Here is a 16,021-nt window from a genome sequence, read left to right on the forward strand (position 1 = left end):
ATACCATGAACTTATTACAGCTTTCAGCGCTTTCATTTACATTAGTAATAGTACCTGTATCGGCACAAACGGTGCAATTTGATATTCAATCTATTCAGCATAATCATGGAAAACTTTACATACAACTGTATAAAGGTAAACAAAGCTATAAAAGTAATAAGCCTTATAGTTCCACGATAGTCAAAGCAAAAGAGGGCACTGTTAGTGTTACGTTTAGCGACATTGAAGCAGGTGATTACGCTATTCGCTATTTTCATGATGAAAACAACAATGGCAGCATGGATACCAACTTATTTGGCTTACCAGTTGAAGGATATGGTTTTTCAAATAACGCCATTGTGAATTTTGGTCCTCCAAGCTATGAACAAATGTCGTTTGAGGTTGCTCAACAGCCTGTTAAAACTCACTCTACTATTAACTATTGAGGGCACCGATATGGAACGCAGAGAGGTACTTAAAAATATATTTAGCTTATCTATTGCTGCAGCGGTTGCTCCGCTACCATCTTTTGCTAATTTATCTTCGGCCGAAGGTGATTTATTAAAGCAGAACGCGCAGAGCTTTAATAAGGCTTTATTAATCAATCCAAATTTACAGGGCTTTGTTGGATTAAAGCAAAATATCCCCCCGCAGACACTGATGATTGAAGGAGCAATACCAGCTGATTTTAAAGGGGCATTTTATAGAAACGGTCCTGCAATACATCAAAGGCAGGAGCAACGCTATTCACATTTATTTGAAGGTGATGGCATGGTGCAACAGTTTTCATTTTCTGAAGAGGGGGTGACCCATCAGGCAAAATTTGTTAATACAGATAAATTTATCCAAGAGCAGCAAGCAGAGAAGTTTTTATTTTCAGGCCCCGACAGCAAATTGAAGCATAGCCGTTCAGTTACTGGCCCTGACAGTATTAATACAGCCAATATAAATGTATTACCAGTAAATGGTGAATTATGGGCTCTTTGGGAAGCCGGATCAGCAACCGCACTTGACGCGAATACGCTCAATACAAAAGGGTTGGTTGATCTTGGTTAAAACACTAAGTATGGCCGTAGTTTAAAAGGGTTGGCATTTTCAGCTCACCCTAAGGTAGATCCCGATGACACTATTTGGAATTTTGGTAGCACTACTACTGGCGATATTGTGTTGTACCATTTAAGTAAACAAGGGATTACGCAAAAAGTTAATATTTTAAAAACGAATTACCGTGGCGGCATGTTGCACGACTTCTTAGTTACTCATAAGCACTTACTTATTATTTTGCCTTCTATTATTCAAGACAAAACTAATAATACATTTTTTGGCGCTATTAGTTTTGCTAAACAGTTACCAATGCGAGTGCTCGTTGTTGATAAGGAAACGCTGACATTAAAAAGAGAATATAACCTCGAACCGGGATTTGCTTTTCACTTTGGAAATGCGTGGGAAGATCAGCAAGGTAATATTCGCTTTGATGCTAGCCTTTATCCAAATTTAGATAACTTGCATTATATGAGTGATATTATGCAAGGTAGGATTAATCATCCTGAGCCGGCTAAAACAACATTTTTTACATTATATAAAAATGGCCAAACTAAGAAAGAAACCTTATCAGGGGTGAGTGAATTTCCTCGTATTTATAATCATTTAACGGGATTAAAAAACGATACTTTAGTTACATTATCCTCCATTGAAAGTGATGTGTGGAGTGACTCTGTGCGTGTTATTAATACTAATACAGGAAAACAGGATATATTTACATATGGTAAAGAATACCTAGTAGAAGAGCACATTGTGGTTGATACCTCACAAAAAGAAGGAAATGGTTACCTAGTTGGCACTGCTTTACACGTGCCTTCAAAGCGCACCTGTGTAAATATATTTAAAGCGAGTAGGGTGAGTGAAGGCCCTGTTTGTAAGGCATGGCTGCCTCATTCAATACCACTTGGTTTTCATGGAAATTTTATGTCTATTTAATAGAGTATTAAAAATAACGTTGTTTGCTTTTATTTTGTTAAGTGTGTTGCGAATGTCAGACCTTAATCACTTTGTGGAGTGAGTACACTCACTTCATATTGTAAACGAAAGGGAGCAAACATTGAGGAACCACACACTCTTATCCGAACGACAAGTACTCACCACAACCCTTATTTAATTGTAACAATACGTTAGGAGCCGATTAGCTTTCGTGAGTGTCGCCCTACTGGTTTCTTTATTAGCCATGCGAGGGCCATTGTTGTACCGACTCCAACAATCATATTTGCAATACCTAATAAGCCGATAATGAAGGCATCTCGGTGACTTTGAATGTAGTCTTGCAGGCCCATAATTAGAAAACCAACGAATAACACATGGTAAAAATAAATAGAAAACGAATATTCACCAATGTTGCATATGGCTTTGGGTAGACGTGTTTCAATATTTTGAAGCCACTTTAAGATTAGTAAACAAGCTAAGATTTTTTGAATGTAGAAAAGAGTTTGTCGAGATGAATACCATCCATCTACTTTATATTCATTAATATATTGGATAAGGATGGCTGCGCTGATTAAGGCAGTAAAAGCGATTAACCACGTTTTATATTGATTGACCGTAGCCATCGTCTTTTCGTAATGACTCCCTATTATCATTCCGAAACAATATGCACCACAAAAATACACCAAACTCTGCATGCTTAAAAAATCAGGAAAGGCGCTGCGAGATATAATTAAGGGCACACATGCAAAAAGAAGCATAAGCTTTGGCGCGCGTTTATTCACAAAATTTAGCAATGGTGTCAATATAAAAAGTACCAATAAAATCGGTATGTACCAAAATTGAATAGCTGCGGTTCCGGATACTAGATTTGTGGCGACAGTGGTAATAAACGATATATCGGTTGCTGCACCATCAGCAAGGTAATATTGCCAGTACACAGCTGTCGCTATTGTGCTTGCGACAACATAGGGTAAAACAACATTTAGTGCTTTACTCTTATAAAATGAAATCCATCCTTTATTCTGTAAAACTTTGCTGAAAAGTAATCCCGAGATAATGGCGAAGTATAGTGTGCTGCCGTGAAACAATAATTCAGTTGAGTAAAACAGCGCTTTTAAACCGAGAGAATCTAAATCGCCAGTCCAAAAAATAGCAAATGACCACGCATGAGCTGCGACAATACTTAAGATCGCAATGCCTCTAAAGGCTTGTAAATGATAAATATGTGAAGACATAGGCAGAGTCATCTATCGTTAAATATACGTTATAATTATGTTACTGCTCAGGTGGTGCGATAGATACCCACTACATACGTATTCAGGGCTTACAAATTTAAACGAGGTAAATATTACTACTTAAAATGTATCGCCAAAATGCCACCTTGAGGTTTATGTATCTGTGCTTGATGAAGTTAAAACATTGATATTCAATTTTACCTACAGAAAACGCGTTGCTAACTAAGCTCAATGATGCAAAGCGGGCCATGTTATTAAAACGATTTACCAAAGGACTATAAGGTGTTTATCAACAAAATAAACAGGTTGTTATTAGTGATTTAAGAATGGGGGAGAGGGCAACTATGTTTTTTCGTTTGTGGTTGCTGAACAAAAAGATCAGCAGTTGATCTTAGGACAATATGAGAAATTGAGTAATTAATTGCCGCTATATAAGCTCAAGCAGGTTTTGCTCGTATTACAGACTCAAATATCGATTTATAAACGAGCGCGGTAGTATCCACGTTTTTTTACTGTGGATATTAGTTAGGGTTACCTGCTATTACTTAAGCTTAGTTTAATCATCTGGCCCTTTTAAGGTAAACACTAAATGTTTACGCATATCTTTTAAAATCACACCTTTTTTAAGCATTGCGCCGCTTAAGCGTTTTTGCCATTTTAATAAATCTGGCTCTGCGGCTGCTAAGGCTTGCTCGTTTTCAAACTGAAAGCACAGCAGTAGTGAACTTGGAAATAAGTGATATTCCACATCAAACCAGCATTGCAACATACCAGGTAGCTCAGTGCGGCCTTGCTCTTCTAATTTTTCAGCAGTATTAAGTACAAGCGCTTGCTGTTTTATTTGCACTGCAGAGAGTTTTTTCATTATTAAAATCCAAGTTAGCGGCTTAAAAATGCAGCCGGAATGTGGGCATTATACGCAAGCTTGTAGGCAGGCAACAACTTTGAAAGGGAGTTAATGTCCAATAGAGTGTATTTGCTTAAAATAAAGGGTCATGTTGCAAGGCACCTCCAGTTTTTCAATCTAAGTAGGTCGGATAAGTGGCGCAGCCGCGCCATCCGACTTTTTAAGTTTCATCACTGAACCCCGATTTGGGTATTAATCCATTTTTTAACTCAATAGTTAAGTAACCTTAACCTAGGCTTTTGCCAAGTTGCTTGCGACAACTGGGGAGTGGTTGTCGCAAGCCGCCTTTAGAGCCTTACCGTATTACGCTTAATACTTATAAGAGGTATTAATAGGGAAGGTTTATTTGGATCGGCGCTTGTCTAGTACATAACGTACGGCCATTCTTGCAACACCCGCACCAATACCTGAGACTACTGCCCATGTAACGGCCTCTTTAAGATCTGTTTCTTCGCTTGGTCTATCTTTTGGAGCTGGTTCGTTGGTAACCTTTTCCCACGATTTTTGTAAAGTTTTCCTTGTTAACATACCTGCGGATGCAGCGGCGAGACCTATACCTATTGTCGTAATTAGTTGTTTATTACTCATAATGTTCTCCTTTTTATAAATAACGGCAGCGTTATTTATGTATAACTCTTTAAGTAAGAATATTAATAACAGCAATTTATGTACCGATAGGCTGAGGCGCTTTTAAATTAGGGCGTTCTTGTTTTATGCAAATTAGTCGTTTAAAACCACACTCACATCACACTTTCACCACATTTGTACACAAGCTAAATAACCATTGTAGAGCGAGCGCAACTCTGCTCAAAATCTTCTTTTTAGATATTAACTCTGCAATTTAACTCACCTTCTAGCCGGCTTATCGCACTCATTGCTGTACAGATAGTAAACACTTTCACCCTATGCTTTAATATTAAAAAACAAGGGAGGGCGTTATGAGTAAAAATCGATTTTTATTTAATAAATACGTTTTGGTAATGGCTGTGTCGGGCACTTTGTTTGCACCGCTACCAGTGCTGAGCAACGATAAGGGGCCAGTAGTTGAGCAGCTTTGTGCTAGTTGCCATAGTTTAACTAACCTTGAGCGCAGCGCGGGTTATAGCCAGCAGGACTGGCAAACATTAATAAGCTATATGGTTGATGCGGGCGCAGATACCGCGCTTAATAAAGATATAAGTGCTTATTTAGCTGAGCATTATCCTGTTAACACTAAGCGCGAGTCTAAGGTTGTTGCTGGCGATTTAAAGCTTAGCTTTAAGTACTGGCAAGTGCCAACGCTTGGGCAGCGCGCTCGCGATCCGGTGCAAGATAAAAATGGCATTATTTGGTGGGTTGGCCAGTGGGGTAATATTTTAGGCAGGTTAGACCCTCAAACCGGCGATATGAAAGAGTACACACTGCCAAGTGGTACCTATGCGCACAGTGTGTCGCTTGATAAAAATCAAACCCCTTGGTTTTTAGGCAATAAAAATGGCACGGTTGGATATTTAGACTTAAAAACCGAAAAATTTAAAGTGTATAAAATGCCAAATAAAAATGCCCGCGACCCGCATACTGGTGTATTTGATGAAGCCGGAATATTTTGGTTTACCCTCCAGCATAGCAATATGATTGGCAAGCTAGACCCTACAACTGGCGATATTCAATTGGCTACTTTACCCACTAAAGGCTCACGCCCATATGGTATTAAGCTCGATTCAAACGGTACGCCGTGGGTGTCGTGTAATGGTAGTAACTGTTTGGTTAAAGTTGATAAAAATACCATGGAGCTTAGTGAGATTAAACTCCCAGGCGCTAAAACGCATACTAGGCGATTAGCCATTACGCCTGACGATATGGTTTTTTATGTTAACTCTGGTATGGGTAAACTTGGCCGCTATAACCCCAAAAACGGTAAAATAACGCAGTGGGATAATCCCAGTGGTGAAAACAGCCACCCGTATGCAATTGAATATGCAGATAACGCCATTTGGTTTAACGAGTCAGCTAAACGCCCTGAAACCTTAGTAAGGTTCGACCTTAATACCGAAACCATGCAAAGCTGGCAAATTCCGAGTAAAGAAGGAGTCTACTCTGGCTTAATTAGGCATATGCGCATGGGGAATAATGGGTTGATCATTCATCAAACAGCGACCAACCAATTAGCTGAAATTACGTGGAGTAAGTAATAATTTATTTTATGTTAAAGCTGCGTACTGCTTACTAGTAAGTTTTCTTATATTAGGTAGGAGTTTTTTACAAAGCTTAGCAACTTTTACCTTTTAAATAAGTAAATTGATACAATAATTTATGTAAAGCACTGATTTTTAATAGTTAAATTTTTGGTTCGGGTTTTGCTTTGTAGTAAGTGTATTTTCTTAAATAAAATAAAGGAGTTATTATGAGTACCGTTATTACTGGGTTATTCGAAAGTGCATCACAAGCAACACTCGCAATTTATAGATTAGAAGCTTTAGGTATTAATGAAGCTGACATAAGCATTGTAGCCAACGACTCATACGCAAAGGAAGATTTTGCTGTAGACGAAGGTACAAAAGCCGCTGAAGGTGGCCTTGTAGGCGCGGCTTCAGGTGGTATTCTTGCTGCAATTATTGGCGGTTTTACTGCAGTAGGTACTGTAGCAACAGGTGGTACGGGCTTATTAGTTGCCGGACCATTAGTCGCAGCATTTGCTGCTGGTGGCGCAGGCGCCGCAGTAGGTGGTACTTTAGGTGCTGCAATTGGTGCATTTATTCCTGAGCACGAAATTAAGTATTATGAAGATGCCATTGAAAAGGGCTCTATATTAATTGGTGTTAAGTACGATAGTGACAACAAAAACGCTATTGAAGAAATACTTAACAATGCAGGCGCAAGTAACGTTTCTACGGCTTAATGCTAACTAATTAGTTTCAAAATTAATTAAAAAGGTGAAACTTAGTTTCACCTTTTTTTCGTTTTTAACGGCGGAGAAATCGTAAATATTAACGTAATTTTTTGTCATTAAATAAACTCCATATATAAGTAAATTGGTTTTAAACATGCTTTGATTATAGAAAAGACTTATTTAGATAGGCGCTTTTTATTACATGTCGTAAGGCCCCCCTAACAACACCAACTCTCGAGACTACCGCGTATATAATAACGGCCTTTTTAATAGCTACTTTTTAACTTGGCTTGTCTTTTTGGGTTGGAGTGTTGGTAGTCTTCTTTTATGAGTTTTGTAAAGTTGCCATTCTGTTTGTAAATATGCCTTGGTTTTTGCTTAACTTTTGGATGAAAGTCAGTTTTTTTAATTAATTAGCTATTTATTTAAACGTAATAAAAACTATAAATTTACTTTTTAATCAATAGATTAAAAATAAATTATACATAAATTCATGTTTACGCGTAGGGCTGGTATATACATTGAAACTACTTGTTTAATAGTCGCTTAATTTAGCGTTATTGCTTTATTAATTTGATACTAAACGAGGAGATGACGATGAATTGTTTGCAGTTTGATTCAAACGCTAAAAGACTTTCAACCCGTGTTTTAAAACCAGCTTTTGCGATACTACTTACCGGTGTGTTACTACAAAATAGCGCACTGGCTAATGTAAAAGTTCAAATGCACCAAGTAACTAAGTCAGGTCAAGGGCAATCACTAGGTACTATTACACTAACAGAAAATGATAACGGTGTTGTTTTTACACCAAGTTTAAAAGGTTTAACACCGGGGCAGCATGGTTTTCATGTTCACCAATTTGCAAGTTGTGAACCCAAGAAAAAAGGCGATAAAGTTGTGCCGGGGGGCGCCGCTGGTGGGCATTTCGATCCAAAAGCTAGCGAGCATCATGATGCTCCTTGGGGGTATGGCCATTTAGGCGATTTACCGGCGTTGTATGTAAATGAAAGTGGTCAAGCTAAATCGCCTGTTTTAGCGCCAAGGCTCACGCTTGAAAAACTTAAACAACACGCAGTAATGATTCACGAAGGAAGTGATAACTATGCAGATAAGCCAAAGCCATTAGGTGGCGGTGGCAAACGTGTTGCTTGTGGCGTAATTGAGTAAATAAAAGGAGCAAGTTATGCCATATAAAAATCGTGATGAATTACCTGAGTCGGTAAAAAGTAACTTACCTAAACATGCTCAAGAGATATATCAAGAGGCGTTTAATAGTGCGTGGGATACCTATAAGGACCCTAGCGATAGAAAAAACGATGATGACCGCGAAACAACAGCGCACAAAGTAGCTTGGTCGGCGGTTAAAAATAGTTATAGCAAAAATGATAATGGAAATTGGGTAAAGTCGAGTAATTAGTTTTGATCAAACTAACAACAAGGCTGAAGTATTAAAAAGCCGCTACAGCTGATGTAACGGTTTTTTATATACTCGTTTTATATTTACCTGTTTAAACAATACTTTACGGCGTGTTTGAGTGAAATTGGTAAGCAAAACCATAAGTACTGCTTTAAACACGAATGTGAGTTTAGTTTAAACTTGCGTTATTATTTATTTGTATTAGCCAATCAGAGAACACTTTGAATTATTTAGCTCATCTTTATTTAGCGCAGCCCACAGCCGATTCTCACTTTGGGAACCTGTTGGGTGACTTTGGTGGAAAAAGATATGTAAAACACTTACCAAACACAGTTAAAAATGGCCTCGATAACCATTATTTAGTTGATAAATTTACCGACTCTCACCGCGAAGTAAAACACGCTAAACAATACTTTTCACCTGAGCGTAAACGCTTTGCTGGTGTGGCTATTGATGTGGTGTTTGATCATTTTTTAATTGTGCATTGGCAGCGATTTAGCAAGCAACCTTTAAGTGATTTTAAGTACACCAGCTATCAGCTTTTGAATAATCGCATACCTGTTATGCCAGCGCGAATGCAGCACGTTGTAACAAGTATGACTAAAAACGATTGGTTTAAAGAGTACGAAACCGTTGAGGGAGTAGGGCTTGCGCTCGATAACATAGCCAAACGCATTCGTTTTACGAACACTTTTGCGGGCGCGGCTGATGATATAAAGCGTAACTACAATGAATTAGAAAACGTGTTTTTAACGTTTTTTCCGGAGCTGGTTAAGCATGTGAATGAGTTTAGTCTTGAAAGCACTTAAAAAAGTTAGATAAAGAACTTTATTTAAAGTTTTCATAAATTGTTAATCTTTTGTGATAAGTTAAGGTGAAAAAAACGCTACTCTAATACAAATTAATCTTTGAGTGTTTTTAATGAATCGCAATTATTTAGTTATTGTGGGCTTTGCCGTTTTATCGGCATTTCTATCTGGTTCTGTATTAGCTTTTGACTTCGACTTAAAATCGGTACGAACCACTATTTCAAACCCAAGCACTAGCCACGCGCTAATAAACGATGACTTGGCGCAGAGTAATCAAAAAACACTGTTTTCGTTAGAGCCCATAAATAACCAGCGTGTGGGTGTGTTTTTTGATATTAACGATATTGAAATTGGCTACTCTGCCGATATTTTTGAAGATGATGTTGAAACAAAAACACAAGATATACTGCTCTCGTATAGAAAATTTAAAAATTCTAAAATCACATTTAACTATCAAACGCTTGAAGGGCTGCAAAGCACGGCTAGCAATTTAAGCAGCAATCAAACTGATCAAATTTTCTCGCAAAATACACGTTCAACCAAGTTTGAGCTATCTGGCCAACACAACTTTTATACCTTCAATAATAAAGCGTCTTTGTTTGAGCATTTTTTTCTTAATAGGCCAAAGCTAAGTAACAAATTTGATATGTCGTTAAGTATTGTTGGCGCGTGGTCTTTCAAGCATGTATCTCTTGAGAATAAAGATAATATTGTGTTTCAGGCTGATTTTTTAAATTCGTCTGCACCACAGGTCACTAAGTTAATTTCTAATTCGTACGGGGCGAGTATTGGCTCGCTTTTATCATTTTCGTTACCGCATAATGTTCACGTATTTGCTGAATACAAAGTAGGTAAAGGGCATATTCAAAACACAAACCCTGGGTTGGGGTTAAAAGATTCGGGCGCCGAAAAAGTTGAAGCATACGGCGGTGGAATTTCTTGGACTTCCGACAATAAAAAACTTATGGTCGTACTACGCGCGTGGGAGCAAACAGGCCGGCATATAGATACTTCTTTTGGTGATTTGTCAGTAATTAAGTTTTTTTAGTATTGATCACCGAAATAGTAAATTTACCAGGAATACTATGAGTAAGAATAACGCAGTACCTCAGGCTTATGTGAAGCAAGAGGAAGGTTACCGAATTAAAGCCTTAAGATTATACCCTTGGGTATGCGGGCGTTGTGCCCGTGAGTTTGAGTACTCTAATTTACGAGAGTTAACGGTGCATCATATAGATCATAACCATAGTAATAATCCAGAGGATGGCAGTAACTGGGAGTTATTGTGTATTTATTGCCACGACAATGAGCACAATAAATACCACGAACATATTATGTATGGCGGGTCGACTACAGAGCGAAAAGTTGAGGCTGCAACACATTCTCCATTTACCGATTTAAAAGCGATGCTTAGTAAATCAAAGTAGCTACTATGATTTCAACTGTTTGGATAAAAACAAGGTTGTTACATCAGCTACTTTAATAAGTGACAGTTTATCTGCATGGCTCCATGAAATTTTTGAGCCAACACTTTCACAACAAATAACACCTAGCGGTTTGTTATCAATAAAGTAGATGTAATCAAGCAAGGAGTAAATGTTTGATGGTTCAAAATAAACCTTGGTTAAGTTTTTAGTGATTTCGTGGTTTCTCGCATCTGATGCGTCTAATACTTTATGCTCTAAAATATAGTCAAAGTATGCAGGAAAGTCTTCAGCTTTTAAAACTGCATTACTTACTATCTCATTTTTTTCATCAAGGAAAATTAAGCTATTAATGGCAGTATAGTCGTGATTAAACAACCATAGACTGACTCTGTCGGCATTTGAAATTAACTTTTTTAGCTCATTGCATATCTGTTTTAGCTTACGTTCACTCGTAATGTTTGGGTTACTAACTTTAACTGCTAAATTTTTGAGATTTGAGTTTTTTGGATTATAAACATTGAGCAAGCTATTTAAATGATCTTTATTAAATGGCTTCGTTAAATAGCCATCCATACCAATATTCAAATAGTGTTTAATATCTGGTTTCATGGTGTTGGCTGTCATGGCAATAATTGGCGTTGTTTTACCTGTTTGTTGCTCTCTAATTATCTTAGTGGCTTGCACTCCATCCATCACTGGCATTTGAATGTCCATAAAAATTAAATCAACATGGTTGGCAAAAAAGTAATCAACGCATTCTTTGCCATTTTCGGTAAATATTACTTTCGCATTATGAGCTTGTAGCATTTTACTTACGACAACTTGATTTACTTTATTGTCTTCGGCAACCAAAATAGTGCACCCTTGTAAATCGGTTATTTCTTTATTTGGTTTTAATAATTCATCGAGTTCTGATGTTTCAAAGCTTTGTTGGTAAGTAAATACAGAACCTTTATCTTCTTTACTCGTGAAGTTGATTTTGCCATTCATTAAATCACTTAGCTTGGTGCAAATGGAGAGGCCAAGGCCCGTGCCCCCGTACTTTCTAGATGTAGATGAATCAGCCTGATGAAACTCTTGAAATAAATTTTGCTGCGCAGCTTTACTAATACCAATACCCGTATCGGTTATTTCAAATACAATATTTTGCGTGTTTAAGGAGTTCTCTTTTACAGTGACTTTAAACTCTACCTGACCTTGTTGTGTAAATTTAATCGCATTTGAACATAAGTTATTTAAAATTTGAGAAACTCTGACAGGGTCGCCTTTTAGGGTTGTGGCGATATTTTTATCTATAGATGGAATAAATTTTATGCCTTTATCTGTGGCTTGTTTCATTAGTGGATTAATTACATTGTTAATGACTTCGCTCAAGTTAAAGTTAATATTCTCAATATTTAATTTACCCGCTTCAATTTTTGAAAAGTCTAAAATGTCATTTACAATATTTGAGAGTATATTCGCGGAGCTTAAAATACTTTTTAGGGCGTTATCTTTTTCTATATTTGAAGTTTCTGCTAGTCCAAACCCAGCTAAATTTAAAATGCCGTGCAGCGGGGTTCTTAGCTCGTGCGACATATTTGCTAAAAATCGACCTTTTAGAGTGTTAGCTGTGTCAGCTTCTTTTTTTAGTTCTTCAAGATTTTTATTATGTATTTGTTGCTGTTTTAATGCAGTGGCCAGCTTTCTGTTGTTTAACCTGAGCTCAAGTTGCGCGATAACTTCTTTGCCAAGTATTTTCAGTGCGTTAATTTGTGTTTGAGTTAGCTTTTTAGGCTGGTCGCTGATAACACATAATGTACCAATTGTGCTGCCACTAGGTGTAACTAGCGGTGTGCCCGCATAAAACCGAATGTTTGGATCGCTGGTTACTAGAGGGTTATCATAAAAACGTTCATCAAGTAGAGCGTTTTGTATTTCAAATACTTGGTCTTGCAGTATTGTATGAGAGCAAAATGCGATATCTCTTTCGGTGGAGTCTACATCGATACCATACTTTGATTTAAACCACTGCCTTTGTGGATCAACTAAGCTTATAAGTGATATGGGGGCTTCACAAATATCAGAAGCAAGTTGAGTTAAATCATCAAATACTTTTTCGGCTTCAGTATCTAATATTTCATACTCGTAAAGGGCCTTTAATCTAGATTCTTCGTCAGCTGGTATTTGTGCTTTTATCATAGTATGGCTCAATATTTATATAGATTCACTATAAGAGTAATTTAGTGATAATGACAACTTTAACATGTAGAACCGGCTAAAAAAAAGACATTGCATTTTGCTACTCTATTATTACTTTTTTGAAATGTGTTTTCTATTGTGACTAATATTGGTTTTTAAACTCGTATTTTAAAATCTGCTCTAAATACTTAAAAGTAACTTTGCTAAGCTTTTTAGTTGAGTAAGCTGTTATTAAAAAGGCCGAATCCCATTTAATGGTTCGGCCTTTTAAAGCTTTAGGTTAATAACAATAAGAGTTATTTTTTCTTTTCGCTTGGTGCTGGTTGGCCATAATTAGGTGAACGAGGTCCATATAATAAGCCGTTGTAAACATCTGAAGAAAGTAAGCGTGTTGAAGTCATTGCTGCGATTTCAAAGCCTTTATCGGTTACCGTTTCAGCAATTTGATTGATTGCTGCAATAACAAGCATACCTACAAGGCCACCACCGCCATTACTTTGTTGTTCAGCTGAAGAGGCTCTTGCTTTACCTTGCCATAATTGCTCGCCAGTGCGTAAATCAACTAGTGAGGCTGACACAGTTACAGCTGTTTCGCTAGAAATTACAACATAGCTAGTACCGTATTCTTCAATAGTGATGTAAAGCGCAGAGTCTGCACCAAAAATTTCATGTAATTTATTCACCGGTACTTGGTGTACGTCGCTTGCAACAGTGAGGCCATTACCTTTAAAGGTTTGATCAACTAAAGCAACAGGAAAAACATAAAAACCGGACTCAGCTATAGGCGCGACCATTTGAGTCATCACACTGTATGGTGCAATTACTTCAGGTGTATTATTTAGCGGAGGTAAAATAATAACTGAGTGAGGGTCTGCTTGTTTAAATGCTGTGTAGTCATGTGCTGGTGGAGGTGAAACACAACCAGCGAGTAATGCGACTAATACGATCGCTGTGTATGATTTTAAATTAAGCATATTAAGCGCCTTTCGCAGATTTTAGAAGGAAGTCGATGTAATGAACTGATTCTGGGAAAAGTGATTTCTCAGTTTCGAAGTGAGTAGTGCCTAATGAAGGATTACCCGTTTCAAAGTACAGCATACCTAGGTGAGCATGTAAGCCAGGTGCAACATTCTTACTTTTGTTTGCGGCATCGGCAATAATTTGCTCAAGCATACTAATTTGCTCTTCGGCTGTTACGTCATCTGCTTTTAAATAGGCGTATACGGCAGTGCTATAGTCGCCGTAATAGTAAATAGGTTCTTTCGTTGAGTTACAACCCGTTAGGGCTATACAAACAAACGCTAAGGTAATTAGCTTTTTCATTATTTATTGCCCCATTGGCCAGCTTCAAGACCAGTAACTAACTTGTTAACGACTTCGCGAATAGCTAGGTCAAGTACTTTGCCATTTAATGTGGCATCGTATGAAGCTGTGCTACCAAAACCAATAACTTCACGTTCTGATAGGCTGTATTCACCAGCACCTTGCACTGAATAAATAACTTCTGACGTAGTAACATCAACAACATTAAGCGTTACTTTAGCGTAAGCAATTTGCGATTTACCTTTACCCAATAAACCAAAAAGTTGGCGATCGCCAATGGCTTTACGGCCAAACTCTGTTACATCACCAGTTACAACAAATTTAGCACCGCTAAGAACTTGTTTTGTACCTGTTAACTTTGCTTCTTCTGCAAGGGCTGCCATATTGTCGCGATCAAGCACACTAAAGCGATTTGTTTGTTGTAAGTGGCTCATTAGTGTTGTTTTTGCTTGGCTGCCTAAACGGTCTTGGCCTGATGAAAATATACCATTTTGAAAGCTCGAACGGTTTACAAACTGACCTACGACTAGTTTGCTTTTTGTACCTGAGTAGGTTGTGTTATAGCTAGCAACAGTTGGTGTTTCTACTACTTTTGATGATGTTGTAGCACACCCAGCTAAAGACGAAGCTGTAATTGCAGCGATTACAATTGTTTTAATGTGGCTTTGGTTAATTCGCATAAATTTTTGTCCATATAGATAATTGCAGAAGTTTTTATTGATAGGCGCTTGATTTTTATACTTATAAGTCAATTACTTATTTCAAGAGTCCATTCAACTTACTTTATAAACAAAAGTCGATGTAAATACAATGTTATTTATGTTTTATACAGATGCATACAATAAAAAAGAATAAATTCTTTGTAATAATAATGCTAATTCATTAGTTTTTAAATTATTGAAAGCCTTTTTCTATAGTTGATATACAAGGACATTTATTGCGCGCTGAGTTGTTAATTAGTAATTTTATTCAATTAACTTTAATTTTTAAAACCAATCGGCTGCAACTTGTAGTGGAGTAGGGTCGCCTTTTTTAGATACCCAAAACACTAAGGCTTGCTTTGTTGGCGATATTTTTTTAGCGCGAGGCATGGTTAAGTCAGTTAATGATAATTGCTGCTTGGTCTGCATGTCACTTTGCTCGTAGCCAATAACAACAAAGTCGTGTTTTAACTTATGGCCTGCGTTTTCGCCGCTGTGTATTTGTGTTTCTATGCCAAAGCCTAATAGAGCTACATGGGCTATTAAGTTTTGGTTAGTATTATCTTCGGTATTAACAGTATCGTATTCGAGATTAATTTTACTGTTGTTTATAGTCGCTTTTAAATTACCTGAATAACGGGCTTTAGCTACAGGAATAGCTTGTTTATAAAACCAACCTTGCCACCCTTTGCCGTTAACCATAAATCCTGGAGTAGCTACAATCCTACTTTTACCGAGTGCCTTATACGTGCGTTGTCTTTTACTAAAAACAGCAGAGGCAAATTGGTCTTTCCATCCTAAATAATCCCAATAAGTAACATGAAAATTAATAGGGATTAAATCAGTCCATAGTTTTTCATCATCTGTAAACGTTGAAATCCAGCGCTCTGCTGGTGGGCAGCTACTGCAACCTTGCGATGTGTAAAGCTCTAAAAAGGTAGTCGGATTAGCTGTACTGGAAATAGTTACTTGCTCAGCAGCTTGGCTTTGAAAGCAAAAAATTATTAACCCAACAAGTGAGATTAAAAATGGACGGGATATTGCTTTAAAAGGCATGTTACTTCTCGCAAAGGCTGATATTGCATTCAGCATAAGTGATTTTTACGATTGAAGTATCACGAAATACTCACAATTAAATCACGTTTTAACTGTGTATTTTACTTAGTTAAAACTTAATTTGAACACCCGCTCAAGTT

At 37.4% G+C, this 16,021-nt stretch carries 16 protein-coding genes and 1 pseudogene; 9 read left to right on the plus strand and 8 right to left on the minus strand.

Features of this window, described 5'->3' with window-relative positions:
* The first annotated feature begins 5 nt into the window (after positions 1-5).
* Positions 6-425 carry a DUF2141 domain-containing protein gene (locus FFU37_RS01945; RefSeq protein WP_138488576.1) on the plus strand — a complete coding sequence of 140 codons (420 nt, stop codon included), beginning with the start codon at positions 6-8 and terminating at the stop codon, positions 423-425.
* A 214-nt stretch (positions 426-639) separates the two neighbouring features.
* Positions 640-1,956: pseudogene (locus FFU37_RS01950) on the plus strand (carotenoid oxygenase family protein).
* Positions 1,957-2,147: 191 nt separating this feature from the next.
* On the opposite strand, the gene FFU37_RS01955 reads toward FFU37_RS01950, so the two are convergent.
* From FFU37_RS01955 to FFU37_RS01970, 3 genes are all read right to left on the minus strand, one after another.
* On the minus strand, positions 2,148-3,191 hold the full coding sequence (locus FFU37_RS01955; RefSeq protein WP_138488577.1) for an acyltransferase family protein: 1,044 nt from the start codon (positions 3,189-3,191) through the stop codon (positions 2,148-2,150).
* Positions 3,192-3,747: 556 nt separating this feature from the next.
* On the minus strand, positions 3,748-4,056 hold the full coding sequence (locus tag FFU37_RS01965; protein ID WP_138488578.1) for a hypothetical protein: 309 nt from the start codon (positions 4,054-4,056) through the stop codon (positions 3,748-3,750).
* Between the two features lie 384 nt (positions 4,057-4,440).
* Positions 4,441-4,686 (minus strand): DUF4235 domain-containing protein, encoded by a 246-nt coding sequence (locus tag FFU37_RS01970; protein ID WP_002958040.1) that lies wholly within the window; start codon positions 4,684-4,686, stop codon positions 4,441-4,443.
* A gap of 350 nt (positions 4,687-5,036) precedes the next feature.
* Here FFU37_RS01970 and FFU37_RS01975 point away from each other — a divergent pair, with 350 nt between their 5' ends.
* From FFU37_RS01975 to FFU37_RS02005, 7 genes are all read left to right on the plus strand, one after another.
* Positions 5,037-6,269, plus strand: coding sequence for a Vgb family protein (locus tag FFU37_RS01975; protein WP_138488579.1), 1,233 nt, complete (start codon positions 5,037-5,039; stop codon positions 6,267-6,269).
* Positions 6,270-6,481: 212 nt separating this feature from the next.
* Positions 6,482-6,976 carry a general stress protein gene (locus tag FFU37_RS01980; RefSeq protein WP_002958042.1) on the plus strand — a complete coding sequence of 165 codons (495 nt, stop codon included), beginning with the start codon at positions 6,482-6,484 and terminating at the stop codon, positions 6,974-6,976.
* Between the two features lie 588 nt (positions 6,977-7,564).
* Positions 7,565-8,134: a superoxide dismutase family protein gene (gene sodC / locus FFU37_RS01985; RefSeq protein WP_138488580.1), complete on the plus strand. Its 570-nt coding sequence runs from the start codon at positions 7,565-7,567 to the stop codon at positions 8,132-8,134.
* 16 nt (positions 8,135-8,150) lie between these two features.
* Positions 8,151-8,384 (plus strand): ChaB family protein, encoded by a 234-nt coding sequence (locus FFU37_RS01990; protein ID WP_039485228.1) that lies wholly within the window; start codon positions 8,151-8,153, stop codon positions 8,382-8,384.
* A gap of 221 nt (positions 8,385-8,605) precedes the next feature.
* Positions 8,606-9,193 (plus strand): acyl carrier protein phosphodiesterase, encoded by a 588-nt coding sequence (locus FFU37_RS01995; protein ID WP_138488581.1) that lies wholly within the window; start codon positions 8,606-8,608, stop codon positions 9,191-9,193.
* A 112-nt stretch (positions 9,194-9,305) separates the two neighbouring features.
* Complete coding sequence (locus FFU37_RS02000; protein WP_138488582.1) at positions 9,306-10,241, plus strand: hypothetical protein; 936 nt, start codon at positions 9,306-9,308, stop codon at positions 10,239-10,241.
* A gap of 37 nt (positions 10,242-10,278) precedes the next feature.
* Positions 10,279-10,620 carry a YajD family HNH nuclease gene (locus FFU37_RS02005; RefSeq protein WP_138488583.1) on the plus strand — a complete coding sequence of 114 codons (342 nt, stop codon included), beginning with the start codon at positions 10,279-10,281 and terminating at the stop codon, positions 10,618-10,620.
* A 3-nt stretch (positions 10,621-10,623) separates the two neighbouring features.
* On the opposite strand, the gene FFU37_RS02010 is transcribed toward FFU37_RS02005, so the two are convergent.
* The 5 genes from FFU37_RS02010 to FFU37_RS02030 form a co-directional block, all read right to left on the minus strand.
* On the minus strand, positions 10,624-12,801 hold the full coding sequence (locus FFU37_RS02010; protein WP_138488584.1) for a GAF domain-containing hybrid sensor histidine kinase/response regulator: 2,178 nt from the start codon (positions 12,799-12,801) through the stop codon (positions 10,624-10,626).
* 296 nt (positions 12,802-13,097) lie between these two features.
* Positions 13,098-13,775, minus strand: a complete 678-nt coding sequence (locus FFU37_RS02015; protein ID WP_138488585.1) for a DUF799 domain-containing protein — start codon at positions 13,773-13,775, stop codon at positions 13,098-13,100.
* 1 nt (position 13,776) lies between these two features.
* On the minus strand, positions 13,777-14,124 hold the full coding sequence (locus tag FFU37_RS02020; RefSeq protein WP_008165258.1) for a DUF4810 domain-containing protein: 348 nt from the start codon (positions 14,122-14,124) through the stop codon (positions 13,777-13,779).
* Positions 14,124-14,804: a CsgG/HfaB family protein gene (locus tag FFU37_RS02025; protein WP_008165259.1), complete on the minus strand. Its 681-nt coding sequence runs from the start codon at positions 14,802-14,804 to the stop codon at positions 14,124-14,126. The genes FFU37_RS02020 and FFU37_RS02025 overlap by 1 nt, the downstream gene beginning before the upstream one ends.
* A 306-nt stretch (positions 14,805-15,110) precedes the next feature.
* Positions 15,111-15,881, minus strand: a complete 771-nt coding sequence (locus FFU37_RS02030) for a DUF1223 domain-containing protein (RefSeq protein ID WP_138488586.1) — start codon at positions 15,879-15,881, stop codon at positions 15,111-15,113.
* Positions 15,882-16,021 lie beyond the last annotated feature (140 nt).

This window comes from Pseudoalteromonas distincta, from assembly GCF_005877035.1.
Classification (GTDB): domain Bacteria; phylum Pseudomonadota; class Gammaproteobacteria; order Enterobacterales; family Alteromonadaceae; genus Pseudoalteromonas; species Pseudoalteromonas distincta.

Coding starts and splice junctions, on each gene's coding strand:
- FFU37_RS01945 (WP_138488576.1), top strand. CDS start 6: ATGAACTTATTACAGCTTTCAGCGCTTTCATTTACATTAGTAATAGTA.
- FFU37_RS01980 (WP_002958042.1), top strand. CDS start 6,482: ATGAGTACCGTTATTACTGGGTTATTCGAAAGTGCATCACAAGCAACA.
- FFU37_RS01970 (WP_002958040.1), bottom strand. CDS start 4,686: ATGAGTAATAAACAACTAATTACGACAATAGGTATAGGTCTCGCCGCT.
- FFU37_RS02020 (WP_008165258.1), bottom strand. CDS start 14,124: ATGAAAAAGCTAATTACCTTAGCGTTTGTTTGTATAGCCCTAACGGGT.
- FFU37_RS02005 (WP_138488583.1), top strand. CDS start 10,279: ATGAGTAAGAATAACGCAGTACCTCAGGCTTATGTGAAGCAAGAGGAA.
- FFU37_RS02010 (WP_138488584.1), bottom strand. CDS start 12,801: ATGATAAAAGCACAAATACCAGCTGACGAAGAATCTAGATTAAAGGCC.
- FFU37_RS02030 (WP_138488586.1), bottom strand. CDS start 15,881: ATGCCTTTTAAAGCAATATCCCGTCCATTTTTAATCTCACTTGTTGGG.
- FFU37_RS02015 (WP_138488585.1), bottom strand. CDS start 13,775: ATGCTTAATTTAAAATCATACACAGCGATCGTATTAGTCGCATTACTC.
- FFU37_RS02025 (WP_008165259.1), bottom strand. CDS start 14,804: ATGCGAATTAACCAAAGCCACATTAAAACAATTGTAATCGCTGCAATT.
- sodC (WP_138488580.1), top strand. CDS start 7,565: ATGAATTGTTTGCAGTTTGATTCAAACGCTAAAAGACTTTCAACCCGT.
- FFU37_RS01955 (WP_138488577.1), bottom strand. CDS start 3,191: ATGTCTTCACATATTTATCATTTACAAGCCTTTAGAGGCATTGCGATC.
- FFU37_RS01965 (WP_138488578.1), bottom strand. CDS start 4,056: ATGAAAAAACTCTCTGCAGTGCAAATAAAACAGCAAGCGCTTGTACTT.
- FFU37_RS01975 (WP_138488579.1), top strand. CDS start 5,037: ATGAGTAAAAATCGATTTTTATTTAATAAATACGTTTTGGTAATGGCT.
- FFU37_RS01990 (WP_039485228.1), top strand. CDS start 8,151: ATGCCATATAAAAATCGTGATGAATTACCTGAGTCGGTAAAAAGTAAC.
- FFU37_RS02000 (WP_138488582.1), top strand. CDS start 9,306: ATGAATCGCAATTATTTAGTTATTGTGGGCTTTGCCGTTTTATCGGCA.